The following is a 22,987-nucleotide window of genomic DNA, read 5'->3' as shown; positions in this document are numbered from 1 at the left end:
GGCGGGCCGGCCCTCCACCCCACCGGAGGTAGGCCAAGTCGGCCCGCCTGCGCTCCTGCCCGCCCCCCGCTGCCGATACACAGCGCAGGGCTCCCAGCCAACCCCGCGATCGCGGCACCTTGGCGTCCACAGAAATGAGTTGACAGTGACCTACGTCCTTCGACGCCTCGGCTTCTATTTGATTGCCTTCTGGGCGTCCATCACCTTGAACTTCCTCCTGCCGCGCCTCATGCCAGGGGACCCGGTGTCCCGCATGTTCGCCAAAGTGCAGGGCCGGATGAACCCCGAACAGCTGGACCAGATGCGCAAGCTGTTCGGCCTCGACGACGCGCCGCTCTGGCAGCAGTACATCGACTACCTCAAGAATCTCGTCAGCGGCCAGATGGGGATCTCCATCAGCAGGTTCCCCACCCCCGTTGTGGAGGTCATCGGCAGCCAGCTGCCCTGGACCCTCCTCCTCGGTGTCACGGCCCTCCTGGTCGCCGTCGTTATCGGTAACGGTCTGGGCATCGTGGCCGCATGGCGGCGCGGTGGTTGGGTCGACTCAGTGCTTCCTCCGGTGCTGATCCTCATTGGCTCCTTCCCCTACTTCTGGCTCGCGATGGGCGCGCTCTTCCTTTTTGGCGTGGCGCTCAAGTGGTTCCCGCTGCGGCACGGCTTTGCAGCAGGTTCCACTCCGAGCTGGGATCCGGCCTTCATCGCGGATGTCGCCTGGCACCTCACCCTGCCCGCCACCACCATCGTGTTGGTGTCGATCGGCGGCTGGATGCTCGGCATGCGCAACGCGATGATCACCACGTCGTCCGAGGACTACATCACGATGGCCGAAGCCAAGGGCTTGCGTCCTGGCCGCATCATGCTGCGGTACGCCGCTCGGAACGCGATCCTGCCCCAGGTCACCGGGCTCGGCCTGACCATCGGGTTCATCGTGGGAGGGGCGCTACTCACGGAGGTTGTCTTCGCCTACCCCGGCATCGGGTACCAGTTGTTGAACGCCGTGAACGCGCTCGACTACCCGCTGATGCAGGGCATCTTCCTCACCATCACCACCGCGGTGCTCCTGGCGAACTTCCTCGTCGACATCGCCTACGTCCGTCTCGACCCCCGCGTCCGCACGGCCTGACAAGGAGACCGTCATGAGCCAACCACTGACCACGCCTCCCCCGGCCGACACTGCTGCCGAGGCTGGCCCCGCTTCCCCGTCTGCTGGGACCGCGACGCAGCCCTCAGGCCGCGTCGGGCTGCTCCGCCTGCTCCTCACCAACCGAAAGGCCGCGGCCGGGGTCGTCATCCTGCTGATCTTCGTCCTGCTCGCCGTCGCCGCCCCGGTGATCTTCCCAGGCAACCCCTCCCTCATCGGGAAGTACCCGCTCTCGCAACCCCCGAGCGCGGAGCATCTGTTCGGTACGACCGCCAAGGGTCAGGATGTGCTTGCCCTCACAGTGCACGGGTCCCGTTCCTCCCTCCTCGTGGGCTTCATCGTGGGCATCGGGGCCACGCTGGTGGCGGCGCTCGTCGGTCTGGCGTCGGCCTTCTTCGGCCGGGCCATCGACGATGTGCTCTCCCTCGTCACCAATGTCTTCCTCCTGATCCCCGGCCTCCCCCTCCTGGTGCTGCTGGCCGCCTTCCTCCCGCAGGGTCTGACCACCGTCATGTTCGTCCTGATCCTGACCGGGTGGGCTGGAGCTGCTCGCGTCCTGCGCAGCCAGGCGCTGTCGATCCGCTCGAAGGACTTCATCGCCGCCTGCCTGGTGACGGGTGAACGTCCGCTCCGCATCATGTTCGTCGAGATGCTGCCGAACATGGCCTCGATCATGATGGGTACCTTCCTCTCCGTCGTCATCGGCGCCATCGGCGCCCAAGCCGGCCTGGAGTTCCTCGGCCTCGGAAGCACCGCCACCCTCTCCTGGGGCACCAACCTCTACTGGGCCAGCAATGACGGCGCACTCCTCAAGGGCCAGTGGTGGATCTTCCTCCCCTCCGGCGCGGCCATCGCACTGGTGGCCTTCGCCCTCGCCCTGGTCAACTACGCCGTTGACGAAGTGACAAACCCCCGGCTCCGGGCCCTCCGGACCGCCCGAAAGGAGTCGAAGTGAGCGCGCCCTCACCCTCCACCGCCACCACCCCGGCCGTGGGACACGAACCCCTCCTGACCCTGGACCGGCTGACAGTGGAGTACCAGTCCGACACCCGAGTCATCCGCGGAGCGGACGAGGTCAGCTTCACCATCGGACGCGGTGAGGCCTTCGGCCTGGCCGGCGAGTCCGGCTGCGGCAAGTCGACGATCGCCAATGCCGTCATGCGCCTGCTCAAGCCCCCGGCGAAGATCGTGTCGGGTTCGATCCAGTTCGGCGACGTCGACCTCCTGGCGCTGACCGGCGAGGCATTGCGCGAGTTCCGCTGGACCCGGATGGCGATGGTCTTCCAGTCGGCCATGAACGCCCTCAACCCGGTCATGACCGTCGGGGACCAGATCGTGGATGCCTTCACCGCCCACGGACGGGCCACGCCGAAGGTTGCGCGCGACAAGGCGGGCGACCTGCTCACACTGGTCGGGATCCCGACCGATCGCCTGGCCTCCTACCCCCACCAGCTGTCCGGGGGTATGCGTCAGCGGGTCGTGATCGCTATCGCCCTGGCCCTGGACCCCGACCTCCTCATCCTCGACGAGCCGACCACGGCGCTCGACGTCGTGGTCCAGCAAGAGATCATGCAGCAGATCCAGTCACTCCGATCCGAGTTCGGGTTCTCACTGCTGTTCATCACCCACGACATCTCCCTGATGATCGAACTCACAGACCGGATGGGCGTCATGTACAACGGCCGCATCGTGGAGATGGCGCCCTCCGCCGAGGTCTTTGCCGAGCCCCTCCACCCTTACACTCGCGCCCTCATGGGCTCGTTCCCCCCGCTGCACGGGCCACGGCGGCGGCTGACAGGCCTAGCGGATCGCGCCAGCGTCCTGAACGCGGCCGACGCCCGCGAGCGGCTCGGGTTCGACCCGCTTCACATCCCGGACCTCACCGAGGTTCGCCCCGGGCGCTTCGTCGCCGACCCGGCGGCCAGCCAGGAAACCAGCACGAGAGGAACGTCACGATGAACGCCACCACGCCTGAGTCATCCCCCCCAGTTCTGGAGGTGCGTTCGCTGACCAAGCAGTTCGGTCAGGGCGGGTTCCTGTCCAAGCGGTCAGTCACCGCGCTGCGCGACGTCAGTTTCACCTTGGGGAAGGGGGAGGTCGTCTCCCTGGTGGGCGAGTCCGGCTCCGGCAAGTCGACGATCGCCCGGATCGTGGCCCGGCTTGAACAACCCACGACGGGGACCTTCCTCGTGGACGGCCGCGACATCGTCGCCACAGAGGGCCGGCGCGCCACCAAGGCATACCGTCGTCAGGTCCAAATGGTCTTCCAGGACCCGTTCGGCTCACTCAACCCGAGCCAGCGCATCAGCCACTTCCTCGAACGCCCACTGGTGCTGCACGGCATGGCGCGAGGGGCCGCCGAGGTCCGTGAGCGGTCTGAGAAGCTCATGCGGGATGTCGGTCTCACCCCCGACATGCTCGACAGCTTCCCCCACCAGCTGTCCGGGGGGCAGCGGCAGCGCGTGGCCATCGCCCGCGCCCTCGCTGTCGAACCCGAAGTGATCCTTGCCGACGAACCCACTTCCATGCTGGACGTCTCCGTGCGCATCGGCGTCCTCAATCTGATGCGGGACCTGTGCGACAAGCGCGGCATCTCAATTCTCTACATCACCCACGACCTTGCCTCGGCGCGGTACGTGAGCGATCGCACGATCGTCCTCTTCGCCGGCGAGATCGTTGAGGCGGGACCGTCCATGGAGGTCATGGCCGCACCAGCGCATCCCTACACCCGGCTCCTCACGTCGGCCGTACCGGACCCGCAGCGAACACGAGTGCTCGACGTACACGCACGGGCGCAACTCCGATCCGACGTGCAGACGGCCATGTACGGGCCGGGCGGCAAGCCCGGACAGCCCGCCCCGGGCACCGAGATGGTCGAGGTCGCCGTGAGCCCCGGCCATATCGTGCGCCGCCGCGAGTTCTCCGCGCATGAGGCGGTGGCATCGTGAACACATCCCCGGTTGAGTCCGGCATCGCCTGCCCCGAGCTACCTTCCACCACGCTGCGGGAGCGCGCGGCACGCGACCCCCACCGCCCCGGCTTCCACTTCGTGGCCCCCGCTGGCTGGCTCAACGACCCCAACGGCCTGGGGGAGTGGGACGGTGTCTTCCACCTGTTCTACCAGTACAACCCGGAGGAGGCGCGTCACAACCACATCCAGTGGGGACACGCGACCAGCACAGACATGGTGCACTGGCGGGACGAGCCCGTGGCCCTGACCCCCTCCGCCGGACCTGATAGCGCGGGTTGTTGGAGTGGGGTTCTGGTCGACGACAACGGCACGCCGACACTGGTGTACTCGGGTCACGACCCGGAGGCAGGACCGACGCAAACCTGTTGCGTCGCCACCGGCGATGACGCACTGAGTACGTGGACCAAGCACCCTGGCAACCCCGTGATCCAAGGCCCGCCCGCCGGGCTGGACGTGACCGAGATGCGCGACCACACGGTGTGGCGCGAGGGAGACGACTGGCACCAACTGATGGGATCCGGCCTTCGGGGCGAAGGTGGCGTACTGCTGCACTTCAGCGGGCCGACGCTGACCGAGTGGGAGTACCGAGGCATCGCTCTGCACGCGAAGGATGTGCCCCCAGGAGGCTTCCTGGGCACCACTTGGGAGTGCCCCGACCTCTTCGCCATCGACTCGAAGCGGCCCGAGCATCGCGTACTCGTGTTCTCCGCATGGGACGAAGGACAGACTCTCTACCCGCTGTATCTCACTGGGCGCTATGTCGACGGGACATTCCTGCCCGATGGCCCCGCACGACACTTGGACCTCGGTCTGCGTCACTTCTATGCCCCACAGAGTTTCCCCACGTCGGACGGGCGGCGAGTCCAATTCGGCTGGGCTCAGGAAGCACGACCGGATGCGGATGCCCACGCCGCGGGCTGGTCGGGCGTCATGTCCCTGCCCCGGACCCTAGCCCTTGACCCCGAGGGAGGCCTTGTCGCCGCCCCGGTGGCTGAGGTGGATGGGCTCCGGCTTGGCGAGGGCGAGCTCGTGACGAGCCAGACAACACCAACCATGGCACGGACGACGGGAGACCAGCTCGACATCTCTGGTGCCATCTCGCTGCCCGTGGGGGGCCGGTTCGAACTCGGTGTGCGAGCGACGCGGGACGCCGAAGAGGAGACCTTGCTCCGCCTCGAGCGCATCCAGGACCGCACCGTGAGCCTCACACTCGACCGAAGCCGCAGCAGAGTTGCCGCGCCCGCCACGGGCTACGACGTGTCAGAACTTGGCGGAACGCTGCCGGCGACACCGAGTGACACGGTCGATCTGAGGGTGCTCGTCGACCACTCCATCGTGGAGGTGTTTGCGAACGGGGTTCCCCTCACCGCACGTGTCTACCCCGCCCGCGCCGATGCATCGTCGATATGGACCCGGGCAGAACACTCCTCAGCGCGGCTCACCGTGTGGCCCCTCCAGAGCGCGGGTCGGTGCTCCTCATGAGCAACCAGCATGGCCCCACCGACCAGACACGGCCACTGCGCCCACGCGTGGTCGTCGTCGGAGAAGGCCTGATCGACGTCGTGAACGGCCGACCGCACGTCGGAGGGAGCCCGCTCAACGTGGCGGTGGGCGCAGCCAGATTGGGATGCGAAGCCGTCTACCTAGGACGCACCGGCCTCGACGAGTACGGAGACATGGTGGCCCGCCATCTCCGCTCAAACGGGGTCATCGCCCCCATGCCCCCAGACGACAACCCCACGAGCGTCGCCACCGCGACCCTTGGTGCTGACGGGTCGGCCACCTATGACATCCAGCTGCACTGGGACATGCCCGACTTGGGCACCGCCCTCCAGAAATCCCTGGTCGGGGCGCGCCTCCTGCACACCGGATCCATCGCCACCGTCCATGAGCCGGGCGCCGGCCAAGTACTCGAGGCAGTGGCTGCTGCACGCGACCGGGGTGCCCTGGTGACGTTCGATCCCAACTGCCGGCCGAGCATCAACCCCGACCGTCACCATGGCCGGCGCTCCGCCGAAACGTTCGTTGCCCTCAGCACCCTGGTGAAGGTCTCCGAGGAGGATCTGCGTTGGCTGTACCCCGATGCTGACCTCGAGGAGGCCGCTGCCTCATGGCTACGTCTCGGTCCGTCCCTGGTCGTCGTCACGTTGGGTGGGCAGGGTGCACTAGCGCTCACCCCAGCGGGCACCGTGCGGACTCCCGCCATGCACACCCAAGTGGTCGACACGGTCGGGGCTGGGGATTCCTTCATGGCATCGCTCCTGGCCCAGATCGCATCTCAGGGCCATCACCCCTCCAGCCTCGACATGGTCCACATCGAACGCCTGCTCCACAGGGCGGCCTGTGCGGCAGCGATCACCGTCAGCAGGGCAGGAGCCAATCCCCCCACGCTGGCCGAGCTCGAAACCTTCGACAAGATCAACAGCTTCCCAACTCCGTCCACCCGAACGCACCCCCGTTTCCCGATCCCCCAGGAAGGAAATCACTCATGAACGAACTAACCCGGCGCAGCCTCATCGGTACTGCAGGCTTGGCAACCGCGGTCGGCGCTGTGTCCCTGTTGGGCGCGCCAGACGCTCTGGCCGCACCCGCTGCAGCACCCGCCCGGGGACGCAGCCGCCAGCGGCCCCACTACCACTTCAGCGTCCCTGACAACTGGAAGAATGATCCCCAGCGTCCGGTGTGGATCGACGGGGAGTACCACTACTACTACCTGTACAACGCGGACTACCTCGCCGGCGGCGGCGGAACTGCATGGCGTCGAGCCACGACCACAGACCACGTGTCGTTCCGTGATCGCGGGATCGCGATCCCCAAGCACACCAACGCGAACGAGGATGTTTGGTCAGGGTCCCTGGTCATCGACGATCGGAACACAGCCGGCTATGGAGCTGGTGCCGTCATCGCGCTGGTCACCCAAGCGCCCCGCGGAGTTCAGGCGCAGTACCTCTGGGTCTCCACCGACGGTGGTGCCACCTTCAAACCCGGCAGCCTCACGCCCGCCCTTGCCAACCCGGGTGTGCGTGACTTCCGCGACCCGAAAGTCATCTGGGATGAGCAGCGCTCCCGCTGGGCGATGGCGCTCGCGGAGGGACACAAGATCGGCTTCTACACCTCCGTCGATCTGAAGAGCTGGCAGTACGCGGGGGGTTTCGTCAGGGACGACCTAGGTTTGCTGGAGTGTCCCGACCTGTTCGAGATGACTGCAGATGACGGCACCTCGCACTGGGTACTAGGGGTCAGCGCCAACGGCAAGGGCCGAGGGCTGCCTGCCACCTACGCCTACTGGGTGGGGACATTCGACGGTTCAAATTTCGCCGCCAACCATGCGGAACCCGAGTGGCTCGACCGCGGCTTCGACTTCTACGGCGCCGCAACTTACGAAGAACGCGACGCCCACGGCCGCATCGACCCGTCAATCCGGCACATCATCGGTTGGGCCAACTTCTGGGATTACCCACACAACACCCCCACCCTGGCCACTGACCAGTACAACGGCGACGACATGATCGTTCGCGACATCCGACTCCTCTCAGCCGACGGCACGTACTACCTCGTTTCCAGCCCCACCGCGGCCCTGTCGCAGTACGCGCGCAAGACGCACCGCTTCGGGGACGTCCACCTCGCGGGCACTCACGACCTCGACGTGCGTGCGCTGGCCTACGAGCTGACCTGCGAAGCTGAATGGGACCCGTCCAAGCCGCCAGGAAACATCGGTTTCGAAGTGTGCCGAGCTCAGGGCGGCGGGCGACATGTCGCAGCAGGCATCTACATGCCCGGACCGTTCACGTACGTCAACCGGCGCCCAACGATCAATCCCACGGCCGGCGAATCCCAGATGAAGTTCGATCCGTCCGTCGGGTCGGTCAGCCTCCGCATCCTGGTGGACCGCACCAGCGTGGAGTTCTTCGTCGGGGACGGTCGAGTGGTTCACTCTCATCGAGTCTTCCCATTAGAGGTGGACGACAGGATCCGCGCGTACTCCCACGACGGGTCCGCGACCTTCCGTGATCTCACGATCACGGAACTGCGCGTCTGAACCGTTCAGTCGCTGGAGCGGGCCTGCAGGGGACTCTCCTGCGAGCCCGCTCACCCGGCACCGCCCCGGATACTGCTTCCTAGTCGCTAAACCGATCACGATCGTGGCGGATCAAACTGTCGACCGCGGCAGGCCAGCGACAGGTGGAGCATTGGGGTCTAGACGCGTGAACAGACGGTGGCACAGGCCCGCACGGGACCCCATGACCACGCGATCCGGACACGGCGGACGCTCGGTTGCTTGGGTGTACCCCAGCACCACTCGTGTGCTGGGGTCCGCTCAGCCCGCAGCAGGGCAAGGGCGATGTGTCATCGTCGGGGTAGCGACGCTGCGTATGGACCTTGCCCGGCGAGCGCTGAATGGAGTGTCTGGCGAGAGACCCCGAGTCCCCTGGCGACCCGCGCTTTGGGCACCCCGGTTTCAACGAGGTGCCGGGCGCGCTCGATCTGTTCGGGAGCGAGCTTGGGTGCCTTGGCGTACTTGCCAGCAGCCTTTGCCAGCTCGATGCCTTCGCGCTGGCGTTCCTTGATCGCTTCGCGTTCCAGCTCGGCGAACGCGGCGAACACCGTGATCATCGCTCGGCCTTCTTTGGTGGAAACGTTGAGCATGGGGGAGTCGATGAACTCCAACCCGACGCCCTTGTCCGCGAGTTCGTCGACGATGCGGAGGAGATCTCGAGTGTCGCGGGCGAGCCGGTCGATCGACTTGACCCGGATGGTGTCGCCGCGCTGGGCGAACGCCATCAGCGTCGAGAGTTTCTCTCGGTCGGCCACCCCGGAGGCCTTCTCCTCCACGAGCACGTCGACGCCAGCAAGTGCCTCGCGCTGTCGTTCGAGGTTCTGATCCTTCGAGCTGACTCGGGCGTACCCGTAGACACGTCCAGTCATGGACTTGACCTCCCGTCGCACCCGTCAAGCGACTCTCCGAATGACTTCACATTACGCGGGAAGTGCGCGCCGAAGACCGCGCCAATTGAGTAGACCCTGATGGACGCCCACGCACCGGGGCGCTGCACCGGACGGGGCTCACGGGCTTCCCCGCGCATCACAACGGCACGAGCACCACTTCCGCCGTCCCGCATAAGGATCGGCTTGCGCATACCCCCGTGGCCTTCCCGACGGCGAAGGCCGCCTGGGACGGAGTCCGAGGCGGCCTTCGGTGGGGAGTGGAGTCAGCCCCGGACCTGCTTCCATGCTGCGGCATTGGTCGGGGTCATCGCCCAGTTTCCCTGCGGGTAGTGGATCGGCCACCGGAGCTCGATGCCACGCTTGCGGATCCACGCGGTCACCCGGCCGAAGGTCCTCTGCATGGTGAGGCCCTCGACCCCGGTCTTGAAGGCGATCTCGTCTAGGGGCAGGCCCGCGGGGCCCGCCTCGGCCAGGATGTCCAGCACCTGGCAGAACAGCTTGACCGACCTGGCTTCGCTGCTGGCGAGCAGCTCGAACTGCTCAGTGGTCCACTCTCGGATGGCGGGGCCGGCCGCCGCCGGGTCGGCCTCGAGGGCCGGGCTCGCCGTCTGGCCCTTGCTGCTGCGCTCGACGATGAACTGCATCACATCGGCCACGAGGTGGGCCGGAACGGGGACCTGCACGTAGTCCGTCATGCTCTCTCCTTGTGCTTTCGCCGACCGATCTGGTGGCCTCACAAGACGTAAGCTAACAGTCTTGCAAGACTCTTACAAGTTGGTTGGATCCTCTCACAACTGCCCAGCGACTCTTAGTTGTGGCCACGGCGCATGCCCCACCCGACGCGTTCGGACACGTCCCCGCGCGCGTGACAGCCCATGGGGCTCACGCGTGGCTACCGTTGGTTCAACAGCGAAGGGAGGCCGTCATGGCTGGGAAGTTCGAGGTCTACCAGGACAAGGCCGGCAAGTACCGGTTCCGGCTCAAGGCCAGCAACGGCCAGGTCATCGCCACGGGCGAGGCCTACGAGTCCAAGGCCAGCTGCCTCAACGGAGTCGCCTCGGTGCAGAAGAACGCACCGGGCGCGGCCATCGTCGAGGTCGACGGCTAGAACACAGGATGCCCCGACAGCTGCTGGGGCACCGATCCATGACGAGGGCCCGCCAAGAGGGACCTTCCTCCTGCAGGATCAGCCGCAGAAGTCGCACACTCCTGCGAGGGGGAGCACGTAGCGGCATGTCGGGCACACTCTCTCGGGCGGGGGATCCTGTCGCCGAGTCGACCGGGCTTGCCGCTCGGCGAACAGCTCCGTCATCTGCGGCGCGGCGTCCGCGGGAACGTCGGAGCAGTACGCGCGGTAGCAGGCGAGCCGATCCTGGGCAGCGATCCGCTGCAGCAGGCCCGGGTCGTTGATGCTCCCTTGGGCGTGATCCCTGTTGTAGTAGCCGTCGCCGACCCCGCCGGTGTCCTTGTGGACCACGAGGGACGTGAGAGGCGGGAGGTCCTCCTCCAGCGTGCGGCGCAGCACGACCTCGAGGACCTGGCCGATCCAGTTGGCCAGCAGCACCTTGGTGCGGTAGCCCGTGACCTGCTGGACCCGCTCCGCGAGGTCGGTGTAGGTGATGGAGGCCGCGTACGATCCGGCGACACGCTCAAGCTCGGGCAGGGCCGCCTCCGCCCACGCGTCCTTGGCCAGCTGCCAGTCAACCCGTTTCGTGGGATCGTCGACGTGCCAGGTCCCGGGTGCGTTCGTTTCCTCCATGTCACCATTCTCCCTTGGACGTTCGCACACCGAAGGCAGGACGGGCCGGCAGCCCCGGTGGGCCTACCCCTTGGGGACACCCGGCCGCCGGCCACGCGCACGAGGCTAACCCTCCCGGTATCGGGCAACTGGCCGAGGCGAACTTGGTCGCCGTCGAACCGGCGGCCGGCAGTGCTGGCCTCGCGCCGGTGGTGAGGCTCAAGAAGGCACTCGCCGTCCAGCGCGGCATCTTCGACCAGGCCGCTTGAGCGTCGTCGCGCGATCCGGATTGGCCCAGTCCGTTCACACCGACCAGCTCGGCGAGTTCGCGAGTTCGGCGGTCCTCGATGTCTTCGGAGACCTCGTCGTTCCCCTGCAGCTGGAAGCTGCGGTAGGGCCATGGTGGCAACGAAGGCCGGGACCGCCATCGTGATCACGATGGCCGTCAGCACCATCGCCTGCGAGAGCGGGTCGGACATGCCCTCCCTCGTGAACAGGTCGATCAGGGGCGGGACGCCGGCGGGGCCGGACGCGACCCCCTTCGCTTCGGCCCACGATGGAGCCGTGGACTGGAACCTCAACGACAACCAGAGGGCCGTGCTCGCGTGGTCATGCACCGAACCGGACTCCGACCCGCCGATGGAGGCGTGGAAGCTCTTGGCCACCGCCCCTGCTCGAGGCTCGCCGCGCCGAGGAGGCCAAAGGTGCTGCGCCAGCGCCGGGAGCGCTACGAGCGCTGGAAGGAGTCGCTGCGCCGGTAGCCCAGGGCTTGGCGCATTGCTGGCCGCCTGCGGGAGTTCCTCGGCATCAAGCGCCAGGCGCACGGTGCTGATGCGGCTGACTTCATCGAGGGGGCCGAGGGCTTCGTGGACGCGCTCGACCCGGGTCTCGATGCTCTTGGTCCCCGACGAGCCCGTGCCCCGACCTGGGCACGGTGAGCGCATGCGGTGCGGCAGGCCCAAGCCGGAGTTCCAGCCGCAGTGGGGGCGCTGGTGAAGTGGGCAGCGGGGCCCCTCCCGAATTGTCGGTGGCCGCCGATACCGTTGAAGTGCCTACCGAGAGGGGCTCCGTGCGGTTCTCAGACGCCTTCTCGATCCAGCCGGGTACCGACGCCGACTGGTTCGACCCCGACCTCACCGTCGACACCAAGCTGTTCGTGGACCCGTTCCTGCTGCTCAGGGCGGGGGAGGCCTGGCCCAGTGCGCATGCGGAGCTGGTTGCGCACTTCGCCCACTGCTACCGGCTCATCGCCCGGGCCGTCGGGCCGCGGTCCGTCGGGGCCAAGGCGGCGTACCGGCTGCTCACCTTCCCCGAGCCATACGAGTTCGGCCTGGGCTACAGCGTCGGCTCGACGCGCGGGGCGGGCGGCTCGCTGGGCAATGCCCGCTCGATCGCCGACGGCATCGCCGTCGCGGTCGCAGCAGGCCTTCAGGCGCCCGACCACATCGAGGAGATTGGCATCCTCAACGAGGGCTTCGGGGCCGACCGGATCTCCGACGCCACGCTCAACATCCTGAAGCGCCACTTCGTGGCCTACACCCAGGGGGTCGCGGAGCGGCTGGGGGTCCCCGTGCACGGCCACAGGCTGCGCAACGCCGAAGTCGACCTGCCCAACGCGCGCTGGCTGGAAGGGCGCCATGACCTCCCGACGAACCCGCGGACCGGCGGGCCGGTCTTGCTCGTTCCCAAGCGGCTGCTGCGGGACCTCCCCACGCTGAATGCCGAGGACTGGTTCCAGTCCGACGTCAACGAGGAGGTGCGCACCTCCCTCAACCTGCAGATCGGCGACCGCATCCCCAAGAGGGAGATCGTCAAGCTGGCCCGCCGGAACCCCGAGCGGGTACGCGAGTGGGCTCGCAACCAGACCAGCCGCCAGGACCTCAAGGGATACGACTTCGGGGAGGACCCGAAGGGTGTCGTGGGATACGACAAGGCCGCTGACTTCGCCAAGCAGCACCCCCTGCCACCTCTCGGTACACCCGACACCCAGGGCGAGCTGTCGGCGCTGGTCAGCCAGGTCCTGGAGGTGTTCAAGCACTTCATCGAGCAGCAGGGAGGCTGGCGCCTGCTGTGGAACAGCGACGGCTCGGAGAAGAACGAGGAGGCTGCCCAACTGCTCTTCATGGCGATGGCGCGCCACTACCTGCGCCTGTTCGGCGTCGAGGTCGACCGCGAGGTCGAGTTGGGCCGCGGACCGGTCGACTTCAAGGTGACCAGCGGGCACAGCTTCCGCCTGCTCATCGAGGTCAAGAAGGTTCACAACGGGAAGTTCTGGAACGGCCTGAACGACCAGTTGCCCAGCTACCTCGTCTCTGACCAGACCACAGAGGGCTGGTTCGTCGCCGTCCAGTACCGGAAGGCCAAGAGTTCCTACGACAGGCTCAGGGCGCTCCCTGGAGTCGTCAAGGGCGCGGCTGCGCGAACGGGCAAGGACCTGCACTTCATCGCCATCGACGGAACGCGTCCGCAGTCGGCCTCCAACATCAAGGAGACGCCGAACCCCAAGCCGCTCCCGCCTACGGCCTGACCTGATCGGAGGGCGACGGCGCGCAGTTGCAGCCGGCGCAGTGCTTCTGCTTCTTGCTGGCCCTCTGCTTGGCCGCCTTCCGCCGCTTCAAGATGGCATCCCCGTCGACAGCCAGTTCAGGTTCGATGCCGAGCTTCCGTGCGATGGAGCGCAGCGCGCTTCGCCGCGAGCGGGTCTCGTCGTAGTAGTTCGCCACCATCCCCGCCCAGATCAGGCAGTACGCCACCAGGGATGACCATGCCTCCGAGCCCAGCGGATCGGGCCGGGCAATGAAACGGAACCCTGCCTCCGAGTCGCCTGCCTGCGTCTCCTCGACGTACTCGTCGACTGTCATGATGGAGACGTGACTCAGGCCGCTGAGCACGCGGTAGTACGCGTAGGCGCCCTCCAGGGCCACCTCTTTCGCCAACTGCTCGAAGTTGCGGGCCTGGTTCGCGCTCGGGGTCTCCACGTCGGCCCACTCCGTGTGGGGGATGGGAACCCCCTTCTTGAAGGACTCGATGTCCTCCCAGGCCTGCTCCAGAGCGCGCCGATTGCGGCCCTCCTCCTTCATGATCGCCTCTGCACCGTCGGCCACCTCGTCGGCCCAGACTGCCGTGAGGGTGCTCTCGTAGATGCTGCGAACCAGGGGCATGTGGGCGATCGTCAGCCCGTCGGGCATCGCCGGCTTCAGCAGCCGGGCGGTCTCGTGAACGTGCGTTACCAGCCCCACCACGATCGCGGTCTGCGCTTTGCTCCGGTTCCGCCCCTTGCGCGCGCCGGTTCCCACCCAGGTGACGTGGCTCGTGCTGACGAACTCGTCCCAACCGTCCAGCAACTCGTCCAGGGCCTCGATCAGTTGCTCGCGGTCGCCCATCGGTACTCCTTCACCTCGCCTGTCCTGGCCGAGCGTATTCGGCGCCGCCAACGGCGGCCCCGGGCGCCGACGTGCAACCAAGACCTGCACCCGAGAGGATGTCCGCCATGTCCGTCACGCCGTTCCTGGCCCACCAGCAGCCGATCGGAACCTTCCACGCCGTCGCCTCCCGCGACGCCTCCTCGCTGGACCGCGACGGCCACCCCTACTACGCCTCCAACCGGCTGGAGACTCGTGACGGCAGGCCGCTGGTCGAGGTGCAGTTCGTCGACGGGACGTGGCTGCTGGCCGACCCCGAGCACGACCTGGTGCCCGGCTTCGAGATCGACGTCGTGCCCGACCGGGTCTTTCTGGCCCTTGCCTACGGTGAGCCGTGGAACGGGTGGGTCACCCCCATCCTGTGTCGCTCGGCGCTGGCCGAGTTGTTGACGGCGCTCGACGTGCCGCACCGCTGGGAGGGCGACGCCCTCACCGTGCGGGATCAGGAGGACGACGACTTCATGGTGCTGCTCCGTCCCGATGCCCGCGGCGGCTACGATTCCGCCCCGCTGGGCTTGATGCTCGAACGGCTGCAGGTGTGAACTGAGCCCCCTACAGAACCCGGGATGGCGCGTCTTGTCCCAGTTGGATCCGCCCAGCCGCGCGTCCGATGGAGAAACTGTCGGACGGAGCTGCGATGATGAAGGGACTGGCGTAGGGAGCGCCAGACTGCGCACGAAGGCGCGGGTCGCAAGCAGGGGATGGGTCAATGACGGTCGTGCCGCCGCCGACGCAGAGCTTCCGGTTCGTGGACCTCTTCTCCGGTCTGGGCGGATTCCACGTCGCGCTGCGCGACCTTGGTGGGGAGGCCGTGTTCGCCGCCGAGTGGGAGCCCACGCTCAACGCCCTGTACAAAGACAACTACGGCATTGAGCCGTGGAGTGACCTCAACGAGCTCGAGACCGACGACGACATCGCTCGAGAGGTCCCCGACCACGAGGTCCTGACCGCCGGTTTTCCCTGTCAACCGTTCTCCAAGGCCGGCGACCAACTCGGCTTCAAGGACACCTCGCAGGGCAACCTGTTCTTCAAGGTCCATCAGATCCTCAAGGTGAAGCGGCCGCAGCGATTCATCCTCGAGAACGTCCCCAACATCCTTCGCCATGACGGCGGGAACACCAAGGAGACGATCCTCACCGAACTCAGCGCGCTCGGCTACACCGTGCGCGTGGCGCACTTCTCGCCCCACGAGTTCGGCATCCCGCAGGTTCGTGACCGCGCCTACTTCGTCGGCTCCCTCGACGGCCTCGACGGGTTCGAGTGGCCGGCCAAGCACAAGGAGCAGACCGACATCACCTCGGTCCTCCGTGACCACGTCCCGGGCGGTCGCACCATCCCGGAACTGACGCTGCGCGCCATCGACATGTGGGGCGACTTCCTCAAGCGCAGCCCCAAGGAACTCAAGCTGCCGTCCTTCCCGATCTGGGCCATGGAGTTCGGCGCAACCTACCCCTACGAGCACCAGACGCCTCCGGGAATCTGGGAGCGTCGGCGCAGCCGCGGGTTCAACGGCCTGCACATGAAGGGGAGCTTCGGCTTCGAGCTCGACGGGCTGACGATCACCCAGCAGCAGGAGCTGATCCCCAGCCACTCGCGCCGCCAGGGGGACCTGTCCTTCCCCCGTTGGAAGCAGACCTTCATACGCCAGAACCGCGAGTTCTTCCACGACAACGCCAGCTGGATCACTCCGTGGATGAACCAGTGGCAGCCGTGGGACTTCCCCTCGAGCTTCCAGAAGCTGGAGTGGAACGCCCAGGGCGAGGAGCGCGACATCGACAGGTTCGTGCTGCAGGTCAGGGCCTCGGGGCTACGCATCAAGCGCCCCACCACTGCGCCCAGCCTCATCGCCTTCACCCAGACCCAGGTGCCCATCCTCGGCGCCCGTCTTGCCGGCGAGCGCCGCTACATGACCCCCTCGGAGTGCGCGCAGCTGCAGAGCCTGGGCGACATCGACTTGCCGGCGCACGACCTCGACGCCTACAAGGCGCTGGGCAACGCCGTGAACGCCAAGGTCGTGGGCGCGATCGCGGCGTCCCTGCTGGACACGCTGCTACCTTCGGTGCCGAACGCGCACTCGACCACCCTCAACCGACCCGTGGGAGCCGTTGCATGACCATCGAGCAGGACGCAATCGACCAAGACGTGCTTGAGGACGACCTCCTCGACGCCGACGAGGACCCGCGAGTCCAGCTCTGGGAGGGCATCGCCGACCGGATGGCAGTCCTGTCCGAGTCGCCGGAGGCCCCCGCGAACATCGCGCTCACGCCTTCGATGTTCACCCCCGACGAGGTGGACTTCGAGACCGACGCGTGGATGTACCGCCTTTCCGACGTCCAGGGGTGGCTGGCCTTCGACTCCGACCTGCCGACCAGCACCCGAGACGCCTTCCTGGAGGCGCTGGTCTCCGAACTGGGCCTCGACGTCGACTCCGCGCTCCAGGACGACGACGGCACCAGGCACCTGACCGTCGTGGCGGTGGAGAAGCTCCAGCATCGGGTGGAGACGGCCGTCCGGCTCAGGGACGCATTCCTGGAGAACCGGGAGGAGAACGGCGCCAGCCTGGCCGATGCAACCTCCGTTTGGGCCGACGCCTGGGCCGACGAGGAGGACGGACTCTCCGAACCTGACCGGCTCAAGCCGGTCTCGGCCAAGGCTGCCGTGTGGTACATCCTCCAACTGACCAAGAAGAAGCTGAACCTCGCCCCGTCGTATCAGCGCGGCGACGTCTGGCGGACCGGTGACCGCCAGGCGCTCATCGAGTCGATCCTCCGCGGTATCCCGCTGCCGTCGCTCATCCTGCTGCGCACCCCAGGGGCCACCACCCACGAGGTCGTGGACGGCAAGCAGCGCCTGACGGCGATCCTGCGGTTCGTCGGCGCCCACCCGCGAGCGCTGGCGAAGGTCCGGGAGGCCGATGCGCGCCATCCCGGCAAGAACCTCAAGACGCTCTTCGAGACCAACTACCCGGCCTTCCGGCTGGCCTGGAAGAAGCTGGAGAAGGAGACCCTCACTGCCAAGGCCGAGGACGACTACTACTTCCCGTTCAAGCTGCGCGGCAACGGGGACGGGGGTCTCACCGGCAAGTACCTCGAACCCCTGCAAGGCAAGTACTACACCGAGATCAAGGACAAGCTGATCCCCGTCTCCGGCCAGGTGATCGAGGTCGAGGAACTCTTCACCGGTGCGCCGGACTACCAGATCCCGGTCATCGAGTACCTCGATGCGAGCCAGCGCCAGATCCACGAGGTCTTCAAGCTCTACAACAAGCAGGGCGTCCACCTGAACGCCGAGGAGCTCCGCAACGCGGTCTACCACGAGGTCACCCTCATGCCCGCCACCCTGTACGCGGCCGGCGACGCTGCCGAGGGGACCACCGCGGCCGACATCGCCGACGGCGTCCTGATGGGAGTGCCGGGACTGGAGGAACTGGGCGCAACCCTCAAGGCCTACGGCTTCGGCGACTCCCGCTACAAGCGGACCAAGGTGCTCTCCTGGATCATCGCGGTCCTGCTGCACGACACCGCCGACCCGGTCACCGGAGAGCGCAAGGCGCTGCCCTCCACGGCGCGCCACATCGACCTCATGCTCGACCAGGTCGCCGACGCCAACAAGTACCCGACCCACCGGCTGCGCAGCAGGGCGGTCCTGGCCGACCTGTTCGGGTGGATCGCCGAGGTCGTGGAGCTGCACTCGGGCCACCACGAGCTGTGGGCCCCCTCCTTCAAGGACGGTGAGAAGGGCATCAAGTGGCAGGAGCTCCAGCTGGTGGGGTCGGTGCTGGGCATCGCCTTCGCCGCCGCCGGGGCCCCCGATGACATCGAGGACCGCATCGAGGAGCACGCCGACGCGATCCGAGCGGCCAGCGCAACCGACTGGGTGCGCATCGAGAAGGCGCAGACCAAGAGCCAGTGGGACTACATCGCCCGCATCGCCACCGGCATCGTGGACCTGCTCGGGGTCGACCCCCAGGTCGCCTCGGACGCAGTCCGCGAGCGCTTCGGCACCTCAGGCTTCGAGTCCCTGCGCGGCATGATCTTCCCGACCGCGCAGGCCGACTAGTCCCAGAGCCATGGCGGACCACCCGCGATCCGAGCATGTCTACTTCGACGCCCCCGCCCCCTCGGCCCCTGCCGAGGGGTGGTGGTCCCGCTACGCCGCGCAGTTGACGAACCTGACGCCCACCGCCCGGGCGGCGCTCGAGGCCGACTGCCACTACGTCGTCGAGCGCGGCATCTTGGGCGACGGGGCACCAGACCCCGCCTCTTGGCCGTCCAGCCGCGTGAGGACGGGCCTGGTCATGGGCTCGGTGCAGTCCGGCAAGACCGCCTCCATGCTCGGGGTCTCGGCCATGGGGCTGGACCGTGGCGTCGACATCGTCGTCGTGCTCGCCGGCACCCGGCTGTCCCTGTGGCGCCAGACCTACGAGCGACTGGCCGCGCAGCTGGACGCAGGCGAGGAGAACGCCAGCAAATTCAGGAGGAGGCTCTTGGTGCCGCCGCCTGGGGTAGTGCTCTCGGAGGACTCGGCCCGACTGGTGGACACCTACCGGATGGAGCCGGCCGGGGTACGGCGCACCCTGTCCCGCGGCAACCCGATCATCATCGTGGCGATGAAGCACACCGACCACCTCCACGCCCTGGCCCGGAGCCTGCGTACCGACGTGTTCGGTGCCGTGAGGGCCTTGGAGAGGCCGGCGCACATGCTCGTCCTGGACGACGAGGCCGACGACGGATCGATCCTGGACGCCGTCGTCGAGGCCGGACGCGACCCGGTGTTCGGGAACCTGAAGCAGGTGCCCCGTGCCATCGCGAACCTGTGGGACCCGGCCGACCCCGCCCCGGACAACCTGTTCGCCACCTACATCGCCTACACCGCCACCCCCCAGGCCAACCTCCTGCAGGAGGACCACAACCCGCTGGCTCCCCGAGACTTCCTGATCTCGCTGCGCACGCCCCTCGACATCGGCCACCCCGTCGACCCGACCGACGTCACCGACCTCGAGGCGCCCCGCTCGTCCACCTACCCCGAGCCCGCCGGGATCGGCTCGTACTACACCGGCGGCGAGGTGTTCTACCGCCGCGGCCACGCCGCCGACCTGTGCGTCCCCACCACCGGGAACGCAGACGAGGACCTCGCCGACGCCGTGCGCGCGTACCTGGTCGCCGGCGCCATCCGCCTGCACCGCTCCGGCAGGACCGGCCCCCGATCCGCTCTCCAAGCCCTGTACCCGACGCGGGAGGCCGCCTCAGCCGCGACCCCGGCGCCCCACTCGATGCTCATCCACCCCTCGGCCAACATCGACGCCCACTTCCGCAGCGCCGAGGACGTGCTGACCTGGGCCGGCATCCCTGACCGCGAGGCGGCTCGCGAACTGCTGGAGACCGGCGAGGCGCGCCTGCCCGAGGCGCTGGTTGACCGCCTCGACACGGAGCCGGACACGTGGGCGGTCTGGCTCGACCGATACCTGTCGTCGGCGCAGGCCATCGAGTCCGAGTTCAACCTGCTGGCACCCCGAACCATCCCGACGTGGGACCAGGTGAAGGCCCTGCTGGCCACCGAGGTCATCCCCGGCACCCGGGTCTCGGTCGTGAACAGCGACCCGTCGGCCGACGACCGGCCGATGTACCGGCCCACCCTGGACCCGGACACCGGCCAGTGGCGCCCTGCCCGCGACCTGTCCACCATCTTCGTCTCCGGGAACGTCATGGCTCGAGGGCTCACCCTGGAGGGCATGACCACCGCGCTGTTCCAGCGGGCGTCCAACAACCCGCTGGCCGACACGCAGATGCAGATGCAGCGCTGGTTCGGCTACCGGGGCGACTACGTCGAGCTCTGCCGGGTGTTCGCCCCCGACCCGCAGCTGGACCTGTTCCGCGCGTACCATGACATCGACGAGGCGGTGCGCATCGCGATCACCGAGAAGATGATGGGCGGCGCACCCGAGCCTGCCGTGCTGCAGGGGATGGGCTTCTTGGCCACGGGGAAGATCGCCAACCTCGGGAACAAGCCGCTGAGCCTGGGCGCCACCCCCTTCGTCCCGGTGATCAACAGCGGGCAGGAGCCCGACCCCAACGTCGAGCTGGTGGGCGACCTGTTCGAGGCGAGCGCCTCGACTGAGTTGATCCTGGGCAACCGGCTCCTCGGGCGCAGCCTCGACGAGCCCCTCACCCTGGGGGAGGCCGCCGACCTGCTCGACCGGCTCGCGTTCGACGCCTACCAGCCCGGCACCGACCACCAGGTCGGGATGCACTGGGCACGGGTGGAGGCCGACCTGGCCGCCATACAGCCGCTGGTCGACCCCGGCCTGTACCGGGCCCCCTCCCCGACGACGGGGGAGCCCGATCCGGTCCGACGCGACGATCCCTACTCCATCCCCGCCTACCTGCGGTTCTGGAGCGCCTGCCTGAACCGGCCGGTCCGTGGGCTGTTCATCACCGGGGCACCGGCCGCCCTGTGGTCGATGGCCGACCTGGGGCTCAAGACGCGCCAGCAGCCGCGGTTCTGGGTGGGGATCCGCTATGGACGCGGTGTGCCGGTGACCAGCGGCCCCCTGTCCGGGCTGCCGACCCCGGTGCGGACCACGACCAAGGACGTCCAGGGCGGGAAGATCATGACCAAGTGGGGGTCCAACGACCCCGACGCCGACCCAACCGAATACCGCGGCGACACCTTCTTCGACTACTACCACCGCGGCGAGCCGCTGCCACGGTCCTCCAGCGACTCGTCCTGGCGCCCGGCCGGCTCCGACGGCCAAATCCTCTTCTACGTCAACCAGCTTCCAGACCAGCCGCACCCGGCGCTGGCGGTGGGCGTGTGCATCCCAGCCGGCGGGCCCGAGCAGTTCGCCGCCACCAAGGCAGCCGCACTGCCGATCACCTGACCGAAAGGCGACCCTATGAACACCTACGAGGAGATCCTCGAACGGATCAGCGCGATGCCCAACGCCGAGCAGGCCAAGGCCCGCACCATCGAGTGGCTCACCGCAGCGGCAACCCTTGGGGTCTCGCGCGACCAGACCGGTCGCCTGGAGCTGTTCCTGGCCGGCCCTGAGCTCAAGCCTAGGTCGCCGTCGGTGATCGACTCCATGATGTTCCACTCCTGGCACCGCGACGGCGGTCTCCCGCTGGACGCCAACCGGCTGCTGCTGCCGGCGCTCGGCCACTTCGACCAGGTCGGTGCCTTCCTGTGCACCGAGCTCCTGCGCAACGGTGCCGACAAGGACATCGAGCGGGCCTTCGCCGTCACCGAACCCATCATCGAGCTGTCCATCGAGCGCTTGCAGATGTCCGAGGCGGCCATGCTGGGGCTGGTCGGCGAGATGCTCCTGCTGGATGCACTCTGCCGGCGGGCCAGCGACGCGGTCGTGGCGTCGATCGTCGACTCCTGGGACGGCTGGCGCAGGTCGGCGCGCGACTTCTCCTGGGGCGGCATCGGAGTCGAGGTGAAGACCACCTCGCGCACGACGTCGGCCCACTTGGTCCAAGGCGTCCACCAGATCGAGCCCGCCGGCCCCGATGACGACGGGAACGTCGAGGACAAGCTGGTCTTGGTCAGTATCGGCCTCCAGACCGCGGCAGTTCAGGGCAGCAACTCCGTCTCGCTGCCCGACCTGGTGCAGCGTCTGGTCGACCGCCTACAGGCCACCGGGAACGATGGTCAGGTGGCCGGCTTCCTCTCCCGGGTGGCGATCTACGGTTCCGAGTCGGGCTTCGGCTACGACCATGCGAACATGGCCGACGACGCGCCCTTCACCACGCTGTTCACCGTGACGTTCTGCCGCGGCTACGACATGGGCGACCCCGGCATCGAGGTGCTGCGCAGCGACGATGTGAGTTCCCACCACCACGTCGACCTGCAGTCGGTCAACTTCCGGGTCAACCTACCTGCGGTCGTGAGTGCACTGAACCCCGTGAACGGCGCCAACCAAGTGGCGCAGTCTATCCTCGGGTGCTGAGCGGAGATTGGCGTCTCGAACGAGGCTGACTTGGCGCCTTCTTGGCTGGCTCGGCGCGCCTCGAAAGCTTTGTTCCACCGAGCGACAGGATCAGAGTTGTGGCACGAATCGGGTGGTCCTACGAAGAAGTGGTGCTCGCCGCTGACCTGGTGGCGCGCAACAACTGGCAGGGACTACGGGCGACTAATCCGTTGGTTCTGGAGTTGTCCCAGTTGCTCCAAGCGGCGACGATCCACCCGGTGGAGGACCGGGAGAGCAGCTTCCGCAGCGTCAACAGCGTTCAACGCAAGACCTTTGACATCGCCACCCAGCACCCCGACTACGACGGGGCTCCGACCAAGGGAGGTCCGTTCGACGCTGAGGTCCTGCTGGAGTTCATAGCTGAGCCCGAGCGCATGGCAGCCCTTGCCCGAGTTATCCGCGGGCAGATAGCAGTTGGGCCGCATCTTCCGCCCCCTGACACTGATATGGAGATCCTCACTGCCCGTGAAGGACGTCTGCAGGCTGTGCTCCATCTGCGCCGCGAGAGGAGCCCGAAGCTGCGCAAGGCCAAACTGGCCGCGGTCCTCGCTGCGGGCGGCACCTTGGGGTGTGAGGTGTGCGGGTTCGACTTCAAAGCCAGGTACGGCGTACTCGGAGATGGCTACGTGGAGGTCCACCACACCTTGCCGCTTCATGCTTCGGGCCCAGTGGAGACCCGATTGGAAGACTTGGCTCTGTTGTGCTCTAACTGTCACCGGATGATCCACCGAGCGCAGCCGTGGCTGACTCCGTGCCAGTTGGCCACACGACTCATCACCCACCGTTAGCGCCG

Annotated in this window: 20 protein-coding genes; 16 read left to right on the top strand and 4 right to left on the bottom strand. The window is 67.5% G+C overall.

From position 1 onward, the window contains the following. Nucleotides 1-145: 145 nt before the first annotated feature. From Q4G50_RS09005 to Q4G50_RS08975, 7 genes are read left to right on the top strand one after another with little or no spacing between them, the layout of a single operon-like run. A complete protein-coding gene (locus Q4G50_RS09005; RefSeq protein ID WP_303377326.1) occupies nucleotides 146-1,123 on the top strand; it encodes an ABC transporter permease in 978 nt (325 codons plus the stop codon). A 13-nt stretch (nucleotides 1,124-1,136) separates the two neighbouring features. Continuing rightward, nucleotides 1,137-2,096, top strand: a complete 960-nt coding sequence (locus Q4G50_RS09000) for an ABC transporter permease (protein ID WP_303377325.1) — start codon at nucleotides 1,137-1,139, stop codon at nucleotides 2,094-2,096. Next, complete coding sequence (locus Q4G50_RS08995) at nucleotides 2,093-3,100, top strand: ABC transporter ATP-binding protein (RefSeq protein ID WP_303377324.1); 1,008 nt, start codon at nucleotides 2,093-2,095, stop codon at nucleotides 3,098-3,100. The genes Q4G50_RS09000 and Q4G50_RS08995 overlap by 4 nt, the downstream gene beginning before the upstream one ends. Beyond that, nucleotides 3,097-4,089, top strand: a complete 993-nt coding sequence (locus Q4G50_RS08990; protein WP_303377323.1) for an ABC transporter ATP-binding protein — start codon at nucleotides 3,097-3,099, stop codon at nucleotides 4,087-4,089. The genes Q4G50_RS08995 and Q4G50_RS08990 overlap by 4 nt, the downstream gene beginning before the upstream one ends. Then, entirely contained in the window at nucleotides 4,086-5,594 is a 1,509-nt protein-coding gene (locus Q4G50_RS08985; protein WP_303377322.1) for a glycoside hydrolase family 32 protein, read from the top strand. Before Q4G50_RS08990 ends, Q4G50_RS08985 begins: the two co-directional genes overlap by 4 nt. Next, complete coding sequence (locus Q4G50_RS08980) at nucleotides 5,591-6,604, top strand: carbohydrate kinase (protein WP_303377321.1); 1,014 nt, start codon at nucleotides 5,591-5,593, stop codon at nucleotides 6,602-6,604. The genes Q4G50_RS08985 and Q4G50_RS08980 overlap by 4 nt, the downstream gene beginning before the upstream one ends. Beyond that, nucleotides 6,601-8,151 carry a glycoside hydrolase family 32 protein gene (locus Q4G50_RS08975; protein WP_303377320.1) on the top strand — a complete coding sequence of 517 codons (1,551 nt, stop codon included), beginning with the start codon at nucleotides 6,601-6,603 and terminating at the stop codon, nucleotides 8,149-8,151. Before Q4G50_RS08980 ends, Q4G50_RS08975 begins: the two co-directional genes overlap by 4 nt. A 308-nt stretch (nucleotides 8,152-8,459) precedes the next feature. On the opposite strand, the gene Q4G50_RS08970 is transcribed toward Q4G50_RS08975, so the two are convergent. Both Q4G50_RS08970 and Q4G50_RS08965 read right to left on the bottom strand, forming a co-directional pair. Further along, nucleotides 8,460-9,038: a recombinase family protein gene (locus tag Q4G50_RS08970; protein ID WP_303377319.1), complete on the bottom strand. Its 579-nt coding sequence runs from the start codon at nucleotides 9,036-9,038 to the stop codon at nucleotides 8,460-8,462. A gap of 284 nt (nucleotides 9,039-9,322) precedes the next feature. Beyond that, on the bottom strand, nucleotides 9,323-9,754 hold the full coding sequence (locus Q4G50_RS08965) for a hypothetical protein (RefSeq protein ID WP_303377318.1): 432 nt from the start codon (nucleotides 9,752-9,754) through the stop codon (nucleotides 9,323-9,325). 230 nt (nucleotides 9,755-9,984) lie between these two features. Between Q4G50_RS08965 and Q4G50_RS08960 the strand changes: the two genes are divergently transcribed. Continuing rightward, a complete protein-coding gene (locus Q4G50_RS08960) occupies nucleotides 9,985-10,167 on the top strand; it encodes a YegP family protein (protein ID WP_303377317.1) in 183 nt (60 codons plus the stop codon). 78 nt (nucleotides 10,168-10,245) lie between these two features. Here the strand turns inward: Q4G50_RS08960 and Q4G50_RS08955 are convergent, their stop codons facing one another. Then, on the bottom strand, nucleotides 10,246-10,818 hold the full coding sequence (locus Q4G50_RS08955; RefSeq protein ID WP_303377316.1) for a hypothetical protein: 573 nt from the start codon (nucleotides 10,816-10,818) through the stop codon (nucleotides 10,246-10,248). A 14-nt stretch (nucleotides 10,819-10,832) separates the two neighbouring features. On the opposite strand from Q4G50_RS08955, the gene Q4G50_RS08950 reads away from it, so the two are divergent. Continuing rightward, nucleotides 10,833-11,066: a hypothetical protein gene (locus Q4G50_RS08950; RefSeq protein WP_303377315.1), complete on the top strand. Its 234-nt coding sequence runs from the start codon at nucleotides 10,833-10,835 to the stop codon at nucleotides 11,064-11,066. An 800-nt stretch (nucleotides 11,067-11,866) separates the two neighbouring features. Continuing rightward, nucleotides 11,867-13,324: a hypothetical protein gene (locus Q4G50_RS08945; RefSeq protein ID WP_303377314.1), complete on the top strand. Its 1,458-nt coding sequence runs from the start codon at nucleotides 11,867-11,869 to the stop codon at nucleotides 13,322-13,324. Here the strand turns inward: Q4G50_RS08945 and Q4G50_RS08940 are convergent. Further along, complete coding sequence (locus Q4G50_RS08940) at nucleotides 13,314-14,180, bottom strand: DUF5677 domain-containing protein (RefSeq protein WP_303377313.1); 867 nt, start codon at nucleotides 14,178-14,180, stop codon at nucleotides 13,314-13,316. The two genes, Q4G50_RS08945 and Q4G50_RS08940, sit on opposite strands and share 11 nt — an antisense overlap. A gap of 71 nt (nucleotides 14,181-14,251) precedes the next feature. Here Q4G50_RS08940 and Q4G50_RS08935 point away from each other — a divergent pair, with 71 nt between their 5' ends. From Q4G50_RS08935 to Q4G50_RS08910, 6 genes are all read left to right on the top strand, one after another. Then, nucleotides 14,252-14,761 carry a hypothetical protein gene (locus Q4G50_RS08935; RefSeq protein ID WP_303377312.1) on the top strand — a complete coding sequence of 170 codons (510 nt, stop codon included), beginning with the start codon at nucleotides 14,252-14,254 and terminating at the stop codon, nucleotides 14,759-14,761. A gap of 167 nt (nucleotides 14,762-14,928) precedes the next feature. Further along, a complete protein-coding gene (locus Q4G50_RS08930) occupies nucleotides 14,929-16,332 on the top strand; it encodes a DNA cytosine methyltransferase (protein ID WP_303377311.1) in 1,404 nt (467 codons plus the stop codon). Next, entirely contained in the window at nucleotides 16,329-18,278 is a 1,950-nt protein-coding gene (locus Q4G50_RS08925; RefSeq protein ID WP_303377310.1) for a DUF262 domain-containing protein, read from the top strand. Before Q4G50_RS08930 ends, Q4G50_RS08925 begins: the two co-directional genes overlap by 4 nt. A gap of 10 nt (nucleotides 18,279-18,288) precedes the next feature. Beyond that, entirely contained in the window at nucleotides 18,289-21,099 is a 2,811-nt protein-coding gene (locus Q4G50_RS08920) for a Z1 domain-containing protein (RefSeq protein WP_303377309.1), read from the top strand. Nucleotides 21,100-21,114: 15 nt separating this feature from the next. Further along, entirely contained in the window at nucleotides 21,115-22,173 is a 1,059-nt protein-coding gene (locus Q4G50_RS08915) for a PD-(D/E)XK motif protein (RefSeq protein WP_303377308.1), read from the top strand. Nucleotides 22,174-22,271: 98 nt separating this feature from the next. Continuing rightward, a complete protein-coding gene (locus tag Q4G50_RS08910) occupies nucleotides 22,272-22,982 on the top strand; it encodes an HNH endonuclease (protein ID WP_303377307.1) in 711 nt (236 codons plus the stop codon). The last annotated feature ends 5 nt before the right edge of the window (nucleotides 22,983-22,987 follow it).

Origin of the sequence: Corynebacterium sp. (assembly GCF_030538285.1) — a bacterium.
Classification (GTDB): Bacteria; Actinomycetota; Actinomycetes; order Mycobacteriales; family Mycobacteriaceae; genus Corynebacterium.
Note: the sequence above shows the minus strand (reverse complement) of the source record. Positions and strands in the feature narration are given on the sequence as shown.